At 71.5% G+C, this 16,446-nt stretch carries 13 protein-coding genes and 1 tRNA gene; 8 read left to right on the top strand and 6 right to left on the bottom strand.

What is annotated here, in order from left to right; all coding sequences use genetic code 11:
* Positions 1 to 209 precede the first annotated feature (209 nt).
* On the top strand, positions 210 to 593 hold the full coding sequence (locus ACIG3E_RS09480; RefSeq protein ID WP_399613310.1) for a tyrosinase cofactor: 384 nt from the start codon (positions 210 to 212) through the stop codon (positions 591 to 593).
* Between the two features lie 17 nt (positions 594 to 610).
* Positions 611 to 1,438, top strand: coding sequence for a tyrosinase family protein (locus ACIG3E_RS09485; protein ID WP_399613313.1), 828 nt, complete (start codon positions 611 to 613; stop codon positions 1,436 to 1,438).
* Between the two features lie 90 nt (positions 1,439 to 1,528).
* Here the strand turns inward: ACIG3E_RS09485 and ACIG3E_RS09490 are convergent, their stop codons facing one another.
* Together ACIG3E_RS09490 and ACIG3E_RS09495 are read right to left on the bottom strand one after the other, a co-directional pair.
* On the bottom strand, positions 1,529 to 1,801 hold the full coding sequence (locus ACIG3E_RS09490; protein ID WP_399613316.1) for a DUF397 domain-containing protein: 273 nt from the start codon (positions 1,799 to 1,801) through the stop codon (positions 1,529 to 1,531).
* Positions 1,798 to 2,652, bottom strand: coding sequence for a helix-turn-helix transcriptional regulator (locus ACIG3E_RS09495; RefSeq protein WP_399613319.1), 855 nt, complete (start codon positions 2,650 to 2,652; stop codon positions 1,798 to 1,800). The genes ACIG3E_RS09490 and ACIG3E_RS09495 overlap by 4 nt, the downstream gene beginning before the upstream one ends.
* 158 nt (positions 2,653 to 2,810) lie before the next feature.
* Between ACIG3E_RS09495 and ACIG3E_RS09500 the strand changes: the two genes are divergently transcribed.
* The 3 genes from ACIG3E_RS09500 (at position 2,811) to ACIG3E_RS09510 (ending at position 9,346) form a co-directional block, all read left to right on the top strand.
* Positions 2,811 to 3,233: an ATP-binding protein gene (locus ACIG3E_RS09500; protein WP_399613322.1), complete on the top strand. Its 423-nt coding sequence runs from the start codon at positions 2,811 to 2,813 to the stop codon at positions 3,231 to 3,233.
* A gap of 223 nt (positions 3,234 to 3,456) precedes the next feature.
* On the top strand, positions 3,457 to 9,165 hold the full coding sequence (locus ACIG3E_RS09505) for a glycosyl hydrolase family 18 protein (RefSeq protein ID WP_399613325.1): 5,709 nt from the start codon (positions 3,457 to 3,459) through the stop codon (positions 9,163 to 9,165).
* Positions 9,166 to 9,274: 109 nt separating this feature from the next.
* A tRNA-Cys gene (locus ACIG3E_RS09510) sits at positions 9,275 to 9,346 on the top strand.
* 21 nt (positions 9,347 to 9,367) lie between these two features.
* On the opposite strand, the gene ACIG3E_RS09515 is transcribed toward ACIG3E_RS09510, so the two are convergent.
* The gene (locus ACIG3E_RS09515; RefSeq protein WP_399613328.1) at positions 9,368 to 10,336 is read right to left on the bottom strand and encodes a L,D-transpeptidase; all 969 of its coding nucleotides are present in this window, start codon (positions 10,334 to 10,336) and stop codon (positions 9,368 to 9,370) included.
* 106 nt (positions 10,337 to 10,442) lie between these two features.
* Here ACIG3E_RS09515 and ACIG3E_RS09520 point away from each other — a divergent pair, with 106 nt between their 5' ends.
* Both ACIG3E_RS09520 and ACIG3E_RS09525 read left to right on the top strand, forming a co-directional pair.
* The gene (locus ACIG3E_RS09520; RefSeq protein WP_399613331.1) at positions 10,443 to 11,009 is read left to right on the top strand and encodes a SigE family RNA polymerase sigma factor; all 567 of its coding nucleotides are present in this window, start codon (positions 10,443 to 10,445) and stop codon (positions 11,007 to 11,009) included.
* Positions 10,999 to 11,697: a L,D-transpeptidase gene (locus ACIG3E_RS09525; RefSeq protein WP_399613333.1), complete on the top strand. Its 699-nt coding sequence runs from the start codon at positions 10,999 to 11,001 to the stop codon at positions 11,695 to 11,697. Before ACIG3E_RS09520 ends, ACIG3E_RS09525 begins: the two co-directional genes overlap by 11 nt.
* Before the next feature lie 160 nt (positions 11,698 to 11,857).
* Here ACIG3E_RS09525 and ACIG3E_RS09530 read toward each other — a convergent pair whose 3' ends face one another.
* Positions 11,858 to 12,547 (bottom strand): nitroreductase family protein, encoded by a 690-nt coding sequence (locus ACIG3E_RS09530; RefSeq protein ID WP_399613335.1) that lies wholly within the window; start codon positions 12,545 to 12,547, stop codon positions 11,858 to 11,860.
* 106 nt (positions 12,548 to 12,653) lie between these two features.
* Here ACIG3E_RS09530 and ACIG3E_RS09535 point away from each other — a divergent pair, with 106 nt between their 5' ends.
* Positions 12,654 to 13,274, top strand: a complete 621-nt coding sequence (locus ACIG3E_RS09535; protein ID WP_399613337.1) for a TetR/AcrR family transcriptional regulator — start codon at positions 12,654 to 12,656, stop codon at positions 13,272 to 13,274.
* Between the two features lie 265 nt (positions 13,275 to 13,539).
* On the opposite strand, the gene ACIG3E_RS09540 is transcribed toward ACIG3E_RS09535, so the two are convergent.
* Both ACIG3E_RS09540 and ACIG3E_RS09545 read right to left on the bottom strand, forming a co-directional pair.
* On the bottom strand, positions 13,540 to 14,085 hold the full coding sequence (locus tag ACIG3E_RS09540; RefSeq protein WP_399613340.1) for an AAA family ATPase: 546 nt from the start codon (positions 14,083 to 14,085) through the stop codon (positions 13,540 to 13,542).
* 64 nt (positions 14,086 to 14,149) lie between these two features.
* Complete coding sequence (locus tag ACIG3E_RS09545) at positions 14,150 to 16,444, bottom strand: xanthine dehydrogenase family protein molybdopterin-binding subunit (protein WP_399613537.1); 2,295 nt, start codon at positions 16,442 to 16,444, stop codon at positions 14,150 to 14,152.
* Between the last annotated feature and the right edge of the window lie 2 nt (positions 16,445 to 16,446).

The following is a 16,446-nucleotide window of genomic DNA, read 5'->3' on the forward strand; positions in this document are numbered from 1 at the left end:
GGATCTGCGGTCCGTGCCCCGCGCGGGTGAACGCGCCGCAGGATCGGCGTCGTTCAAGAATGCACTATTTATCCGCAGGTGTCCGTATTGACGGGCAACCCTTCGCGTCGATTACGGCCGTACATCTCCCTCCCTGTACGCATGGTCCCGGCAGTTCCGCCCGACCACCGGAACCGCCTTTCCGCCACGCACACTTGGGGGTTTTACGCATGTCCGGAATCACCCGCCGCCAGGCCATCGGCGCCGCGAGCGCCGTCGCCGGGGCCGCCGTCGTCGGTGTCGGCGCCGCCCAGGGCTCCGCCGTCGCCGTCGGCCACGGCGCCGAGCCCGGCTCCTTCGACGAGGTCTACCTCGGCCGCCGCATCCAGGGCGGGCCCACCTCAGGCCACGGCGGCCACCACGCCGACCACGGCGGCGGCTACTCCGTCCGCATCGACGGCGACGAGCTCCACATCATGCGCAACGCCGACGGCACCTGGATCAGCGTCATCAACCACTACGACCCGCAGGCCACGCCCCGCGCCCTCGCCCGCGCCGCCGTCGACGACCTCCAGGGCGCGGCCCTCGTCCCGCTCGCCCCCGCCACCCGCTGATCCGGAGCCCCGCCGCCATGACCGTACGCAAGAACCAGGCCCAGCTCACCGCCGACGAGAAGCGCCGCTTCGTCAACGCGCTGCTCGCGTTGAAGCGCGACGGGCGCTACGACTCCTTCGTCTCCACCCACAACGACTTCATCATGAGCGACCGCGACGACAGCGACCGCGTCGGCCACCGCTCCCCTTCCTTCCTGCCCTGGCACCGCCGCTTCCTCATACAGTTCGAGCAGGCCCTCCAGTCCGTGGACCCCTCCGTCGCCCTCCCCTACTGGGACTGGACCACCGACCGCACCCCCGCCGCCTCCCTGTGGGCCCCCGACTTCCTCGGCGGCACCGGGCGTCCCCGCGACGGCCAGGTCACCGACGGCGCCTTCGCCTCCTCCGGCAACGGCTGGCGCATCAACGTCCGCGTCGACGGCCGCGACTTCCTCCGCCGCAGCCTCGGCTCCAACGGCCTCCAGCTCCCCACGAAGGCCGAGGTCGACTCCGTCCTCGCCATGCCCGTCTACGACGCCGCGCCGTGGAACAGCGCCTCCGACGGCTTCCGCAACCACCTCGAAGGCTGGCGCGGCGTGAACCTCCACAACCGCGTCCACGTCTGGGTCGGCGGCCACATGGCCACCGGGGCCTCCCCCAACGACCCCGTCTTCTGGCTCCACCACGCCTACGTCGACAAGCTGTGGACCCAGTGGCAGTCGCGGCACCCCAACGCGCCCTACCTGCCCGCCGCGGGCACCCGCGACGTCGTCGACCTCCACGACACGATGCGCCCGTGGTCCAACGTGACCCCGGCCGACATGCTGGACCACACGCGGTACTACACCTACGACGTGGCCGCCTGAGCGCTCCGCTGGAGCCTGCCGCGACGGACCGATTTTCGCCTGCGGGTTCGTCGCGGCTGGTCGCGCAGTTCCCCGCGCCCCTTCGGGGCGCTATCGAGCCGCGTACCCCGCCACGAAGGCCGACCAGGCCCCCGCCGCGAACGCAAGGCGGGGGCCTTGCTTGTTCTTGGAGTCCCGTATGTGGACGGTGCCGGGGGTCGCGGCGACCTCGACGCAGTCCTCACCGTTGCTACTGCTGCTGTAGCTGCTCTTGGTCCACTCCAGCGCGACTTCGACACAGTCGTTGCCATCGCCACTGCTGCTGTAGCTGCTCTTGAACCACTCCAGATCGGAAGCTTCCCTAGCGGAGAGCGTGTGGATCATGTTTCTCCCAGCATGTGCTTGATGAAGGCGCGCGACTTGCGTGGCGATAGAGCCTGGGCCCGAATCATGCCGAAGCGCAACTCCAAGACCCGGAGTTGCTTCGGGTCGGAGACCGGTCGGCTGCCGAACGCCCCTTCAGAGCGGCCCAACGCCGTCCCATCAGGGAACTTCAGCACTTCGATCAGGCCCCCAGTTCCGGGGTGTTCCTCGCTTGCAGTTGGCAGGACTTGGAGCGAGACGTTGCGCAACTTGCCCACCTCCAAGAGGCGTTCCAGTTGCTGGCGCCATACCATTGTGCCTCCGACCGGGCGGCGTAGCGTCACCTCCTCCTGCACGAAGCTGAGGGCCGGTGCGGGCTTCCTCTGAAAGATCGATCGCCGCGCCAGGCGGCCAGCCACTGCGCGTTCCAGTTCCTCCTCCGTGTAGGCGGGAAGCCAGCCTTCGAACAGCGCCCGCATGTGCTCCTCTGTCTGGAGCAGCCCATGGATGTTGTGGTTGCTGTAGAGGCACACCTCAACGGCCCGCTCCTCCAGCTTCGCCAGTTCCCGCACCTTCTTCGGGTACCTCGCCTTCGCCATCTCCTCCTTCATCGCCGAGATGAAGCCGTTCGCGCCGAGGACCCGATCCACCGCGTCCAGGTACTCGGGGCGCGGGATCCTCGCCCCGCGTTCCACCTTGCGCACCTGGTCCTCGCCGTAGCCGATCGCCTCGCCCAGCTCCGCCGCGCTCAGGCCCGCGGCCTCGCGCCAGCGCTTCTGCTGGTGGCCCAGGGCCTCCACGGCCGACGCGATCTCGTCCTCGGGCTCGACGTCCCAGCCAGCCCCGTCCACACTGTCGCCGTCCGCGCTCATCTACGCCCACCTCCGAAGTGCCGCCCCGCTCCAACGCGCAGCCGTACCCGTACGACACCCCGGACAGCCGGGACAGCACCGGACAGCGACGGGACAGTCACCGTACGTGCGCGTCGCACCACGGTGCAGGCTAGGCGGCTTGCGCCACGCTGAGGCGCATGAACACAGAGACCACACAAGCCATGGCCCCCGTACGGCAGTTCACCGCGCTGATGCCGTCGAGCCCGCGAGGGGCGCACCTGGCCCGGCGGGCCGTCGTACGCCAACTCATGGCGTGGGAGCGGCCGTACGAGCGGGCGGAGCACGTCGTGGCCGAGCTGGCGAGCAACGCGGTGCGGCACGGGCACGTGCCGGGGCGGAACTTCCGCCTGACGCTGCGGCTCGCGGCGAGTGGGGTGCTGCGGGTGGAGGTGAGCGACACGTGCGCCGAGCGGCTGCCCCGCGCCCCGGGGGCGGCGGGGCCGGACGACGAGTCGGGCCGGGGCCTGGCCCTGGTGGCGGCGTTCGCGGACCGGTGGGGCACGGAGGTGGGGCCGGAGCCACGCAAGACGGTCTGGGCGGAGCTCGGCTGCGGCGGGTAGGGGCGGCGCCGCCTGGCCGGTCACTGCGTGTTGACCGCTTGTTGATCCGCCCCGCATACCTTTCTCGGCTGGCCAGGCCCGCTCTTCGACCCGAGAAGGAACCATGCACAGATCACCACCGAGTACGCGTCCGCCGCGCGGCGGCTCGCCTGTCCGGAGCCGTGCGAGACGGTGGGGGTTCCTGCCCTCTGCCCGCCCGAGAGGGCGCTGGGGACGGTCGGCCGTGACAGCGGCACTCGTCGGCCTGCTGGGCTCACTCATCACCTTGCTGAGCCCGACTCCAGCGGCGGCGCTGGCCGACCCGCAGTTGCGTGTCATCACGTTCAACATGCAGGGCGGCAACAAGTGGACCACCGTCAAGTCCCTGATGCCCGACGCCGACATCATCGTGTTGCAGGAGGCGACCACCCTGCCGGCGCCCGCCCCCACGCGCCAGTTGGAGTGGGCCTCCAATGAACTGGATCCGGCGGTCGACCCGAGGGGTCAGCCCAGCCTGAAGTACCGGCTGTACACGGCGCCGCTCAACCAGAAGCGCAATGGGGTGCAGGGCATTCTGTACTACCTGAAGATCCTCGACAAGAAGGAGTGGGGACTCGACAACGGGGCCGCCGACGAGGACCCCGACGCCGGCAGCAACGCACCGAAGTCGATGGCGATCTGGGTCCGCAAGCCCCTCGCGCCCGTGGCCGAGGAAAAAGCCGCGACCGAACAGCTGGAAAGGGGTCGCCTCGACCTCGTGACGCCGACCGTGGGCAACAATCGGTGGGTCAGGTCTCGCCCCGCGTTCGGAATCAAGGTCGAGGGTACGTGGTACTACAACATCCACGCCGCGTCGATCCGCAATGCGCGCAACGTCAATGCCCACACGCGCGACCTCGTGAACGCCGTCCGCAATGAGAAGCAGGGCGAGCCGTGGCAGGTCATGGGGGACTTCAACAGCCTGGCCGACACCTTCAAGGGTGGGCCGCCTCCCCTGGCGCTCTACCACACCTTCTACGCCACTACGAACGGAAACCCTGTCGGTCCGGCCGCGCCTACGCAGTTGAACGCGGGAGCCCTGGACTTCATGGTCGCCCACGACCAGCTCAGAAACCTGAACGTGTCCATCAGGAGCGCCAACGGCGGCTCGGACCACTGGCCGGTGCGGTTCGCCCCCGCCGACAGGGCCCTGTGCAATCCAGTCGGCTGGGAGTCCAGCACCGTGTACAACCCCGCGGGCCGAACCGCCCGGGCCGCCGCGGGGGACGCCTGTGAGAACAACATGGACGCCGTCGTCTCCATGGGCGACAGCTACATCTCCGGTGAAGGCGGCCGGTGGGCGGGCAACGCCAACACCAGCCCCAACGGCGACGTGTGGGGCACCGACCGCAGGGCCGACTGCCAGGACGGCAAGGACTGCGTCTACGGAGAGACCTCGTACGACGGCGGAACCGGCTGCGACCGATCCGACGTCGCGCCCATCAAGAGCGCCGCGATCGACGGCATCCCCCGGGAGCGCCGCTTCAACATCGCCTGTTCCGGGGCCGAGACGAAACACATCACCTCGGAGAAGTTCAAGGGCGAGGAGCCGCAAGCCGAGCGGCTCGCGCAGCTGGCGAAGGACTACGACGTCAAGATGATCGTGGTGTCCATCGGCGGCAACGACCTGGGTTTCTCCAAGATCATCACCGACTGCGTCTGGCGCTACTGGGGCTGGCCGCTCGGCGGCTCCTGCAACACGAACTCCGCAAACGCGGAGCTGAAGGAGAAGCTGGCCACGACGCGGGGCGACGTCGTCAAGGCCCTGGAGAAGATCCGCTCCGTCATGACGGACGCCGGGTACGCGCGCGACGAGTACGACCTGGTACTGAGCACGTATCCGAATCCACTGCCCGAAAGCGCGCGGATGAAGTACGACGTCCATGAAGAAGGTACAGAACGCTATTCGGTCGGGGGCTGCCCCTTCCGCAACACCGACGTGAACTGGGCTCGCGACGAGCTCATGCCGGGCATCACCTCCATGCTGCGCGGCGCGGCAAAGGACGCCACCGCTTCCCTGCTGAACGTGGAGAACGCGTTCAACGGGCACGAGCTGTGCCGACAGGGCACCAAGCAGGCCACCAAAGCCAACTCGCGCGCCAATCCGCTGCCGGACGAGGACGCCGAATGGGTTCGGTGGATTCCGTTCATGGTCGACACCACCCAGAACTGGCTGTGGGGGTCCCAGGGAGCGAAGCAGGAGGCCATCCACCCCAACGCGTACGGGCAGAAGGCGCTCGGCACGTGTCTGGCCGCGTTTGCGCGGTCGGGTGTGTCGGGGCAGGCGCGGACGTCGACGTGTGTGGGCACTCCGGGCAGGGGCAATGACGGCGTAGGGCCGGAGCACTCCGTGCGCATCTCCTCCTGGTTCCAGAATCAGGGCGTGGGCGGCGACGCCGGGCCCCAGGGCGTGCTGCAGCGCCACGGAACCAGCTCCAAGTGGGTGTCCGCGGGCGCGGACGACGCCGACACGGGACGGTGGTACATCATCGGTGACCTGAAGGAGGGCCAGGAGCTGGAGACGACCATCAGGAACCGGACGGGGCAGTACCTGCAGGGAGACGGCGGGCGATCGTGGCAGTGGGCGTCCGTCACCGACACGCCTCGCACCTGGAAGATCAAGCCGGAGAACGGTTCGTTCCGCATCACCGCGGATGACGAGAAGTGGTGCCTGGCCTACGAGCCCGGCTCCGTCCTCTGGGGCTCGCTGCGACCGTGCGGCTCCTCCGTGTTCCAGCTGTGGGACATCAAGAACGCCGACATCAAGATCACCCCCCGCCCCCAGCCCACCCACCGCACCGGCCACCTCCAGTCCGCCAAGGACGACCTCGTCGCGGACGTCGACAACGCGTGGTCGGACCCGGGCACCCGGGTGAAGGCGCTCGCGTCCAAGGACCACCCCGCGCAGAAGTGGCGGGCGCGGGCCACGCCCGAGGGGTGGCAGATCATCAGCGCCCTGGACGGCGCCCCCGTCCTGGCGCACGACACCGGCAAGCACGAGGCCCGGCTCGCCAAGGACGACGACGGGGACAAGGGCCAGCTGTGGCAGGCCGAGGACGCGGGCGACGGCTGGACGCGCCTGCTCAACGGCGGCCTGTGTCTGACGGCCGCCACCGAGGACGAGACGCTGGCCCTCAAGGACTGCGCGTCCGACGACGCCGGGCAGCGGTGGAAGGCCCCCGGAGTCACTCCGGAGAAGCCGGACGACGACGACAAGGGCGGCGACGCCGGTGACCCGTACGACGACGGGGAACCGGTGCGCGACGACAAGCCCGCCGCCTCCGGGGACTGCCGCCCCGACGGGATGGCGAAGACGGCCGGGGTGGACACGCCGTACTGCGACGTGTACGACGAGCAGGGCCGCGAATGGCTCGGCAACGGCCGCTCGCGGCGCGTGGTCGGCTACTTCACGGGCTGGCGCACCGGCGCGAAGGGCGACCCGAAGTACCTGGTCGGCAACATCCCCTGGACCAAGGTCACGCACATCAACTACGCGTTCGCGCACGTGAAGGACGACAAGATCTCGGTCGGGGACACCTCGGACCCGAAGAACCCGGCGACCGGGATGACCTGGCCGGGCAACCCGCGCGCCGAGATGGACGACTCGCTGCCGTACAAGGGGCACTTCAACCTCCTGAACAAGTACAAGAAGCGGCACCCGTCGGTGAAGACGCTGATCTCGGTCGGCGGCTGGGCGGAGACCCGCGAGTTCTACTCGATGGCCACCAACGCGGACGGGTCGGTCAACCAGGGCGGCATCGACACCTTCGCGGACTCGGTGGTCGACTTCCTCCAGCGGTACGGGTTCGACGGGGTGGACATCGACTACGAGTACCCCACCGCGCTGCCCAAGACCGGCAACCCCAAGGACTGGGACGTCTCCGACCCGCGCCGCAAGGGCCTGACCAAGGGCTACAACGCCCTGATGAAGACCCTGCGGGAGAAGCTCGACCGGGCCGGGGCCGACAAGGGCCGGTACTTCCAGCTGACCTCCGCGGGCTCCTCCTCCGGCTACCTGGTGCGCGGCCTCGACTCCGGCCAGGCCCTGCAGTACCAGGACTTCGTCAACGTCATGTCGTACGACCTGCACGGCTCCTGGAACAAGTACGTCGGCCCGCAGGCGCCGCTGTACGACGACGGCAAGGACAACGAGCTGGCCGACGCGGGCATCTACGACGACCAGAAGGCGGACACCAAGGACTTCCAGAAGCACGGCTACTTCAACACCGACTGGGCCTACCGCTACTACCGCGGCGCGCTGCCCGCGGGCCGCATCAACCTCGGTCTGCCCTACTACACGCGCGGCTGGCGCGACGTACAGGGCGGCCAGGACGGCCTGTGGGGCACCGCCTCCCTGCCCCAGCAGGGCGACTGCCCGCTGGGCACAGGCGGCCGGGGCGGCCACTCGGACTGCGGCGCGGGCGCCGTCGGCATCGACAACGTCTGGCACGACGTCGAGGACGGCAAGGAGGTCGCCGCGGGCTCCAACCCGCTGTGGCACGCCAAGAACCTCCAGCGCGGCACCACCCCCGGCTATCTGAAGTCCTACGGTCTCGACACGGCGAAGCAGGAGAACAGGCTGCGCGGCCGCTACGAGGAGAAGTACAGCTCCGATCTTGAGGCCCCGTGGCTGTGGAACGCGGACAAGAAGGTGTTCCTGTCCACCGAGAACGAGCGGTCCATCGACGCCAAGGCCGAGTACGTGAAGGACAACGGCATCGGCGGCGTCATGCTGTGGGAACTGGCGGGTGACTACGCCGAGCGCCCCGGCGGCGAGTACGGCATGGGCTACGACCTGACGACCCGCCTGGACAAGTCCCTGCGCGCCGCGGGCCCCTACGGGGCGACCAAGGCGGGCGCGGGCCGCACCCTGCCCCGGAAGGTCATCGACGCCGACGTCGACCTGGTCGACTTCCCCACCGCCGAGAAGGACTTCTACCCCCTCCAGCCCAAGCTGCGCATCACCAACAACAGCGGCCAGACCCTCGGCCAGGGCACCGAGATCTCCTTCGACATCCCCACCTCCGCCCCGCCCGTCATCAAGGACGGCGACTACAAGGAGATGCCGATCGTCAAACCCGGCCGCACCGGCCCCAACAAGGGCGGCCTGAAGGCCGACTTCCACCGCGTGACCATCGAACTCGGCTACTGCGAGGACATACCGCCGGGCAAATCCATGGACATCGACGTCAAGTACTACCTGCCGATCACCGGCCCCGCGAACACCACGGTCAAGATCGGCGACGAGGAGTACGGCATCACCGGTGACAAGCGCCGGGGCACCGACACCGTGGAGCCCCCGGCCCCGTCCTCGGGCACCTGCCCCGCCGCCGACTGGAAGCCCGGCAAGGCCTACACGCCCGCGGCGGGCCGTCTCTGGGGCGCGTTCGACAAGGGCGACAAGGGCTGGCAGTTCGAGTACCAGCAGATGAACATGGACCACTACCCCGACCAGTCACGGGTCCACCTCGTGGCCCCCTCCACGACCAACCCCAACCAGTTCTGGCAGGTCAAGGACGCGGGCGACGGCTGGTACACCATCGGCAACGGCGACAGGTGCCTCACCGCCACCGACGCAGGAGAGGACCTCGCCACCCGGGACTGCGGTGACGGCGAGCACCAGCGCTGGCGGTTCGTCCCCGTGAACGACGACGGCACCGAGGGCCAGCCCGGCGGACCACGCCACGGCAAGCTGTTCAAGCTCCGCGCCGCCACCGGACAGGAGGCCGAGGCCGCCAACGGCGACAACGACCACGAAACCCACATCCTGACCGGCGACCCCAAGCGTGCCACCGGCGCCTACGTCAAGCACGACGGCTTCTACTGGTACGCCCAGTGGTACACCACCACCGAACCGGGCAAGGCCGAAGCCGACGGCAGCCGCCCCTGGAAGAAGCTCGGCCCCACGCCGTAGCCCCTCCCGGGGTTCATGAACGCCGTATGGCGGTCCCGTTGCGAGGCGGGCCGCGGCCTTGAAGGAGGTCGCGGCCCCGCCTACGGTCGAGGACAAGAGAGCACAGCTTGGCCGTGTGCCCGAGTGGTTTAGGGATTCGCCTGCAAAGCGAAGCACACCGGTTCGATTCCGGTCACGGCCTCTAGGACGGAGCGGGCGGCGCCTACAGGGCGCTGCCCGCCTTCCATTGGTCCCACGGCACGTTCCAGTCGCCGTACCCGTTCCCCGCGGCCACCGTCTCCGTGGAGCCGGTGACGCGGACGACGTCCCCGGGGATCACCTCTTCGTAGAAGCGCCGCGCCGTGCCGTCCGTGGCGAGGCCTATGCAGCCGTGCGTCACGTTGCTGTTCCCCGCGAACGTGTTGGCCTTCGGGTTCTGGTGCAGATACGTGCCCGACGTCGTCAGGTGCACCGCGTAGTCGTAGTAGCCCTTGTACGCGTCTCCGTAGCCGACGGTCCGGGAGTCCATGAGGACGCGGCGCTGCTTGTCGGAGACGACCATCGTGCCGTTCCAGGTGTCCATGCCCGGGGCGCCCGCCGTGATCGGCACGCGGCGCGTCGCCCCGGCCTTCACGACGGTCATGGTGTGGCCGCGCACGTCGACCGTGGCCACCAGGGAGCGGCCCACGGTGACCGTCGTGTCGATGGCCCTGCCCGCCCGGACGGTGATCTTCGTGCCGGGCTTCCAGTAGCTCTCGGGGCGGTAGTCGATCCGCTGCCCCTCGTGCAGGTTGCGGTCCTTGACCCAGCTCCAGGAGCCGGTCGTGCCGTTGTCCGTGGTGACCTTCAGGCGCCTCTCGACCGCCGCGCGCTCACTCGCGGGAACCGGGCGGGCGAACGTCACCGACACCGGCATGCCGACGCCGACCGTCTGGCCGTCGACGAGGTTGACCTTGGCGCCCTCGCGCAGCGCCTCCGGCAGCGGCTTCGCGCGCGGGGACGGCTTGGCGGCCGGGGCCGCCGCGGCGGGCTTGCCGCCCTTGGCGCCGCCCGCGCCGCCCTCTTCGCCGCCGACCCCGCAGCCCGCGAGCAGCAGCGCGCCGAGCGCGGCCGCCGCTCCCCTGCGGCCCCAGATCCGGGCGTTGCCCCTGGCCCCGCGCTGTCCCCTGGTTCCCGTGCTCGCCCCGCTCAACAGAGCCCCCCTGTGTGGTGTGCTTCGATGTACGCGACCTGTACGCACGCCGGGGGCCACTGGGTTGCATGCCGTGCGAGAAACTTTTCGGGACCTCGGGGGCGGCATGACGGAGGACGAGTTCGACGCGTTCTACGCGTCGGCGTTCCCGCGCGTCGTCGGCCAGGTGTACGCGTTCACCGGGGACCACGGGCAGGCCCAGGACGTCGTCCAGGAGGCCTTCGTGCGCGCCTGGGACCGGCGGCGCGACTTCCTCGCCACCGAGGCCCCGGAGGCGTGGATCCGCACGGTCGCCCTGCGCCTCGCCGTCAGCCACTGGCGGCGGGCCCGGCGCTGGCTCGACCTCGTGCGCCGCACCCCGCCGCCCGAGCACGCGCCGGGCCCGGGCCCCGAACACCTCGCCCTCGTGGAGGCCCTGCGCCAGCTGCCCGACGCCCAGCGCCTCGCGATCGTGCTGCACCACCTGTGCGACCTCAGCGTGGACCAGGTGGCCGCGGAGACCGGTGCCCCTACGGGGACGGTCAAGGCCCGCCTCGCGCGCGGGCGCGCGGCGCTCGCGAAGCTCCTGACCGCGAGCGAGGCCGACGTCGTCGGCGGGCCCGGCGCCGTCGGCGGGCCCCGTGGCGCCCTCGGCGGGCCGCCCAGCGAGAAGGAGACCGGCCGTGTCCGATGACCTGTCCCGCGAGCCGTCCTCCGTCGACGCCACGGTCCCGGGCCCGTCCGCTCCGGAGCTGTCCGCCGCGGAACCGTCCGCTCCGGAGCTGTCCGCCGCCCTCCGCGCGCTCGCCGGGAGCGGTGCGGCGCCCGCGCCCATGGCCGGTGCCCAGGTCCGCCGCCGTGCCACGGCCCGGCGGCGGCGTCGGCACACCGCCCTCGCGGGGGGCGCCGCCGTCGCCGCGGCCGCCCTCGCGTTCGGCCTCACCCACGCCGTGCGCGACGGCTCCGACGCGCGGCCCGCGCCGCCCGCCGCGCCCGCCACGCGCTCCGCCGCCGCGCCCGCCGCGACCGTCGACCTCGGCTCGCGCACGCTGGCCCTGGGCGGCCGGAGCGTGCCCGTCTCCTCCGGCGCGGAGTCCCACCCGACGCCCACGGGCCGGATGACGGTCGTCGCCAAGTACCGCGTGAAGCGGCTCACCAGCGAGTCGGTGGGCCTGGGGCAGGAGTACGACGTGTCCTTGCCGTGGGTGGTGGAGCTGCGCGGGCCCGACGGCCGGACCAACTTCATCCTCGCGCTGACGTACGCGGAGGACGCGCCCGGCGAGCGGGACGCCACCCAGGGCTCCATCGGGCTCCGCTCGGCCGACGCGCGCTGGGTGTACGAGCACCTTGAGCCGGGCGCGGTGGTGACGGTGCGGCGCTAAGCGGTCCTGTGGAAGTGTGGTGCGGTTCGGCAGCGCCCCGAAGGGGCGCGGGGAACTGCGCGACCAGCCACGACGTACCCGCAGACGACCGACGGCCCATCGCGGCACTTCCAGCAAGACACTCAGGCCCCGCACCGCGTACCGTCCGGCCGCGCAGGCCCTAGTGATGGAAGGCCGTGGTCGACTCGACCGGGGCCCGTCCGGTCCGCACCCGGTTCACCGGCGCGGCCTCGTCGGCGTGGCCGAAGGAGACGCCGACGAGCAGCTTCCCTCCGGTGACGCCGAGTTCGGCGCGGACGGTGTCGGCGTAGAAGCTCAACAGCCCCTGCGGGCAGCTGTCCACGCCGTACGCGGTCATCGCCAGGAGCAGCGTCTGCAGATAGGCGCCGACGTCCGCGGCGAGGCGCGCCTCGCCGTCGCCGTGGACGAAGAGGAACGCCACGTGGGGCGCGCCGTAGAAGGCCAGGCTCCGCGCGTCGTAGGCCGCGCGGGCCTCGCGGTCGTCGGGGCCGATGCCCAGGGCCCCGTACAGCTCGGCGCCGAACGCCGACCGGCGCGCCCGGTGCACCGGCGCGTACATCCCCTCGGCGTACGGGAAGTCCACCGAGGTGCGCCCCTCGGCGTGGGCCGTCCGCAGGGCATCGGCCAGGCGCCGCCGTGCCGCGCCGCTGACCACCTCCACCTGCCACGGCTGCGTGTTGGAGTTGGACGGCGCGGCGGCGGCCAGCGCGAAGATCCTCCGCAGCGTGTCCTCGGGCACGGGCTCCGGACGGAACGCGCGGGTCGCGCGACGGCCTCGTATCAACTTCTCCGCACAGCCGCTCAGCTCGGTGGCGACGAACGTGCTCATGGGACTCCTTGGCGACAGCGAGCGCATGTAAACGGGATCGTTTACATGCGGGTGTCACCCTAACGCGACTCTCCGGCCGAAGTAAACGAGTGCGTATACTTCCCCCATGAGTGCGAGTACGACCGCCACACCACCCCCGCGGCGCGGGCGCGGCGGGCGCGAGCGCGTCCTGGCCGCCGCCGCCCGGCTGTTCGCGGCCCAGGGCATCAACGCGACCGGCATGGAGCAGATCGCGGAGGAAGCGCCGGTGTCCAAGCGGACGCTCTACGCGCACTTCCGCACCAAGAACGACCTGGTCATCGCCCACTTGCAGGGCCTCGTCCTATCGGGCGCCACCCTGGAGGGCGTGCTGACCCGCGAGGACATCCCGCCGCGCGAGCGGATCCGCGCGCTGTTCGACCCGCCGGTGACGGACGCGGACCCGTCGGCGGCGGGCGCGGCCCCGGTGCGCGGGTGCCCGTTCATCGACGCCGCCGCGGAGTTCCCCGACCCGGCGAGCGCGGTGCACTCCTACGCCCGGGAGCAGAAGCTGCGCATGGTGCGGCTGATCGCCGCCCTGGTGACGGAGCTGGGCTGCCGCGACCCCCTCGGGCTCGCCGAACAGCTGGCCACCCTCGCGGACGGCGCGGCCAGCCGCGCCATGGTCCTCGACGACCCGGACTACGGCCGCCACGCCCGGGCGGCGGCCGAAGTCCTCCTCGACCAGGCCCTCCTGGGCGCGGGCTGACCGCGGGCCGGAGCACGAATGAGGGCGGCTCCAACCGGAGCCGCCCCTTGCGCGTCTTCAGAGTGTGGGGCCGTCAGCCCCAGCCCGTGTCGTTGTCATCCCCCATGACGTGTCTCCCCCGTAGCGAGTCGGATCGTGTGGTGAGTGGTTCGGGACTCTTCGATGGTGCCCTGCGACTCGCCCGAATTAAAAGGGATTTATGCGGTCATGGAGAGCCTGGAACGTCCTCGCTACCGTACGGGCGCCGGTACGAGACATTCCGCGCTCAGGCCACCGCGGCCTCGTCCAGGCGCGCGAGAAGCTCCGTCACCGTCTGATCCGCCGTCAACTCCGAGCTGTCCAGCCACAGTCCGATGCGCGGGGTCGCGGCGCGCAGACCGGCGTCGAGGGCCTCGACGGTCCACTCGCCGTAGCCGGTCTTGCCGCGGGCGGCCTCGCGGGCGGCGACCGCGTCGGGGCGCGGGGCGAGGACGACGACGTACAGGGGGCGGGTCCGCACCAGGTCCACGTAGCGCTTCAGCTCCGCGCCGAGGACGACGTCCTGGACGACCGCGGTGAATCCCGCGGCCGCGTACGCGTCGGCCGTGGCCGCCGACAGGCCGTAGCGCAGCCGGAGTTGGGCCTCGGCCTCGCCGCCCGCGCCGGGCTCGTACTCCTCGCGGCCGGAGACGATCATGCGGCGGAACACGTCACCCCGTACGTGCGCCGCGCGCGGCAGGCGTTCCGCGAGGGCCTGCGCGACCGTGGACTTGCCCGCGGCCATGATGCCGGTGATGAGGATGACGCCGTCCGTACCCGTGTGTGCGTTCACGCGCGCGAACGTATCGCAGGGCGGGCCCGGAGCTCCTCTCCTTTTCCGGTGGGCGGAACGCGGCTCAGGCCAGCTCCGCCCCCACCGCGGCCTGCGGCCGGATCGGCAGCCGGTTCACGGGGCGGCCCGTCGCCGCCCGCACCGCCGAGGCGATCGCGGCCGGGGCGGTGACCACCGGCACCGCGCTGGCCGCCTTCGCGCCGAAGGGGGCGACGACGTCGCGCTCCTCGACGAGCTTGACGATGCGGATGTCCGGCGCGTCCAGGGCCGTCGGCAGGGCGTAGCCCGTCAGGTCGGGGTGGCGGACGATGCCGCGCGGGGTGCGGAGATTCTCCGTGAGCGCCGCGCCCAGGCCCTGGGTGACGCCCGCCTCGATGCGGACCCGCAGCTGCGCGGGGTTGAGGACCCGGCCGACGTCCTGGGCGACCGCCAGCTCCACGACCCGCACCGAGCCGATCTCGATGTCCACGTCCACGACCGCGCGGATCGCGCAGAAGGCCATGCCCACGAAGGCGTCGCCCTGCCCGTCGGCGTCGAGCGGCTCGGTGGGGTGCGGACGGCACTGGGCCGTGGCCCACAGCTCCTTGCCCTCCATCGCCTCCTCCACGGTCGTGGAGAGGACGCCGTCGTACGAGGTGATCTTGCCGTCGGCGATCTGGAGCAGCTCGGTGGACATGCCGAACTTGTGCGCCAGGGGCTGGAGGAGCTGGGTGCGGACCATCTTCGCGGCCCGCTCCACCGCGCCGCCCGACACCCAGGTGTGGCGGCCGTGGCAGCTCGGGCCCGACGGGGGCTGGTCGGTGTCCACGGGGGCCACCCGCACGTCGTCGATGCCCAGGGTCTCCTGGACGATCTGGCGGGCGAGCGTCGCGAAGCCCTGGCCGGTCTCGACGGCCGCGCAGATGACCGTCGCCACGCCGTCGTGGACCTTCACCGTGGCCGTGGAGACCTCGTCGGCGCCCTCCGCGCCGAGGAGCTGGACCATGCCGAGGCCGTAGCCGACGCCGCGCCGCACGGCGGCCGGTTCGCCCGCGCCCTCGGGGCCGCCGGGCAGCAGCCACTCCTCCTGCGGGGTGTCCTTCGGCAGCTCCGGCAGCGGGAAGTCCCGTACGGCGGTGAGCAGTTCGGCCGTGGGGGCCGGGCACGTCACGGTCTGTCCCGTGGGCAGGACGTCGCCGGTCGCCATCGCGTTGCGAAGCCGCACCTCGGCCGGGTCGACACCCAGCTTCTTGGCGAGCTTGTCCATCTGCGCCTCGTACGCCGCGCAGACCTGGAAGGCGCCCTCGCCGCGCACATGGCCGGAGGGCGGGTTGTTCGTGCGCACCACCCAGCCCTCGATGAAGGCGTTCGGGACGACGTACGGGCCGCAGGCGAAGGAGACGGCGGCCGCGAGCACCTGCGGCGAGGTGTCCGCGTACGCGCCCCCGTCGAGCAGGATCTGCGCCTCCACCTTCACCAACTTGCCCTCGGCGTCCGCGTGGTGGCGGTAGCGCAGGAGCGTGGGGTGGCGGTGGGCGTGGCCGAGGAAGGACTCCTCGCGCGTCGCGGTGAGCTTGACCGGGCAGCCCGTCTTCAGGGCGAGCAGGCCGAGCGGCAGCTGGAAGCCCGGGTCCTCGCGGTCGGCGGTGGCGCCTGGCACGCCCGTGACGACGACCTTCACCAGGTCCGGCGCGAGGCCGTAGACGGCGGCCGCGCGGTCGCGGTCGCCGTGCGGGTCGGTCGAGGCGACGTACAGCTCGACGCCGCCGTCCGGGCGCGGCACCGCGAGCCCCGCCTCCGCGCCGATCGGTGCCGGGTCCTGGCGGCCGATGCGGTACAGGCCCTCGACGACGACCTCGCCGGTCGCCTCCGGGTCGCCGTGGCGCAGCGGGATGTGCCGGATCAGATTGCCGTCCGGGTGCAGCGGCGGCGCCTCGAAGGCCTGCTCGGGGTCGGTGACCGGGTCGAGGGCCTCGTACTCGACGATGATCGCGGCGGCGGCCATGCGGGCGGTGTCCGGGTGGTCGGCGGCGACGGCGGCGATGGGCTCGCCGTGGTGGCGCACGACGTCGGCGGCGAAGACGGGGCGGTCGGCGCTCCACCGGCCGTGCAGGGCCGCGCCCGGCACATCCTCGTGCGTGACGACCGCGCGGACGCCCGGCAGCTCGCGCGCGTGGGTGGTGTCGATGGACACCACGCGCGCGTGCGCGTGCGGGGAGCGCAGGACGGCCGCCCACAGCAGGCCCTCGGCCCACAGGTCGGAGGCGTAGGGGAAGGTGCCCTCCGTCTTGGCCCTGATGTCCGCCGACGGCAGCGAGGAGCCGATGCCGCGCGGCAGCTGCTCGGCCCCTCCGGGGGTGGTGACGGCTTCGTCGGTCACGC

Source organism: Streptomyces sp. NPDC053474 (assembly GCF_044544845.1).
Classification (GTDB): Bacteria; Actinomycetota; Actinomycetes; order Streptomycetales; family Streptomycetaceae; genus Streptomyces.

Excerpts from the sequence above, each read along its gene's own strand:
- ACIG3E_RS09480 (WP_399613310.1), top strand. The coding sequence starts at position 210 with ATGTCCGGAATCACCCGCCGCCAGGCCATCGGCGCCGCGAGCGCCGTC.
- ACIG3E_RS09485 (WP_399613313.1), top strand. The coding sequence starts at position 611 with ATGACCGTACGCAAGAACCAGGCCCAGCTCACCGCCGACGAGAAGCGC.
- ACIG3E_RS09490 (WP_399613316.1), bottom strand. The coding sequence starts at position 1,801 with ATGATCCACACGCTCTCCGCTAGGGAAGCTTCCGATCTGGAGTGGTTC.
- ACIG3E_RS09495 (WP_399613319.1), bottom strand. The coding sequence starts at position 2,652 with ATGAGCGCGGACGGCGACAGTGTGGACGGGGCTGGCTGGGACGTCGAG.
- ACIG3E_RS09500 (WP_399613322.1), top strand. The coding sequence starts at position 2,811 with ATGAACACAGAGACCACACAAGCCATGGCCCCCGTACGGCAGTTCACC.
- ACIG3E_RS09520 (WP_399613331.1), top strand. The coding sequence starts at position 10,443 with ATGACGGAGGACGAGTTCGACGCGTTCTACGCGTCGGCGTTCCCGCGC.
- ACIG3E_RS09530 (WP_399613335.1), bottom strand. The coding sequence starts at position 12,547 with ATGAGCACGTTCGTCGCCACCGAGCTGAGCGGCTGTGCGGAGAAGTTG.
- ACIG3E_RS09535 (WP_399613337.1), top strand. The coding sequence starts at position 12,654 with ATGAGTGCGAGTACGACCGCCACACCACCCCCGCGGCGCGGGCGCGGC.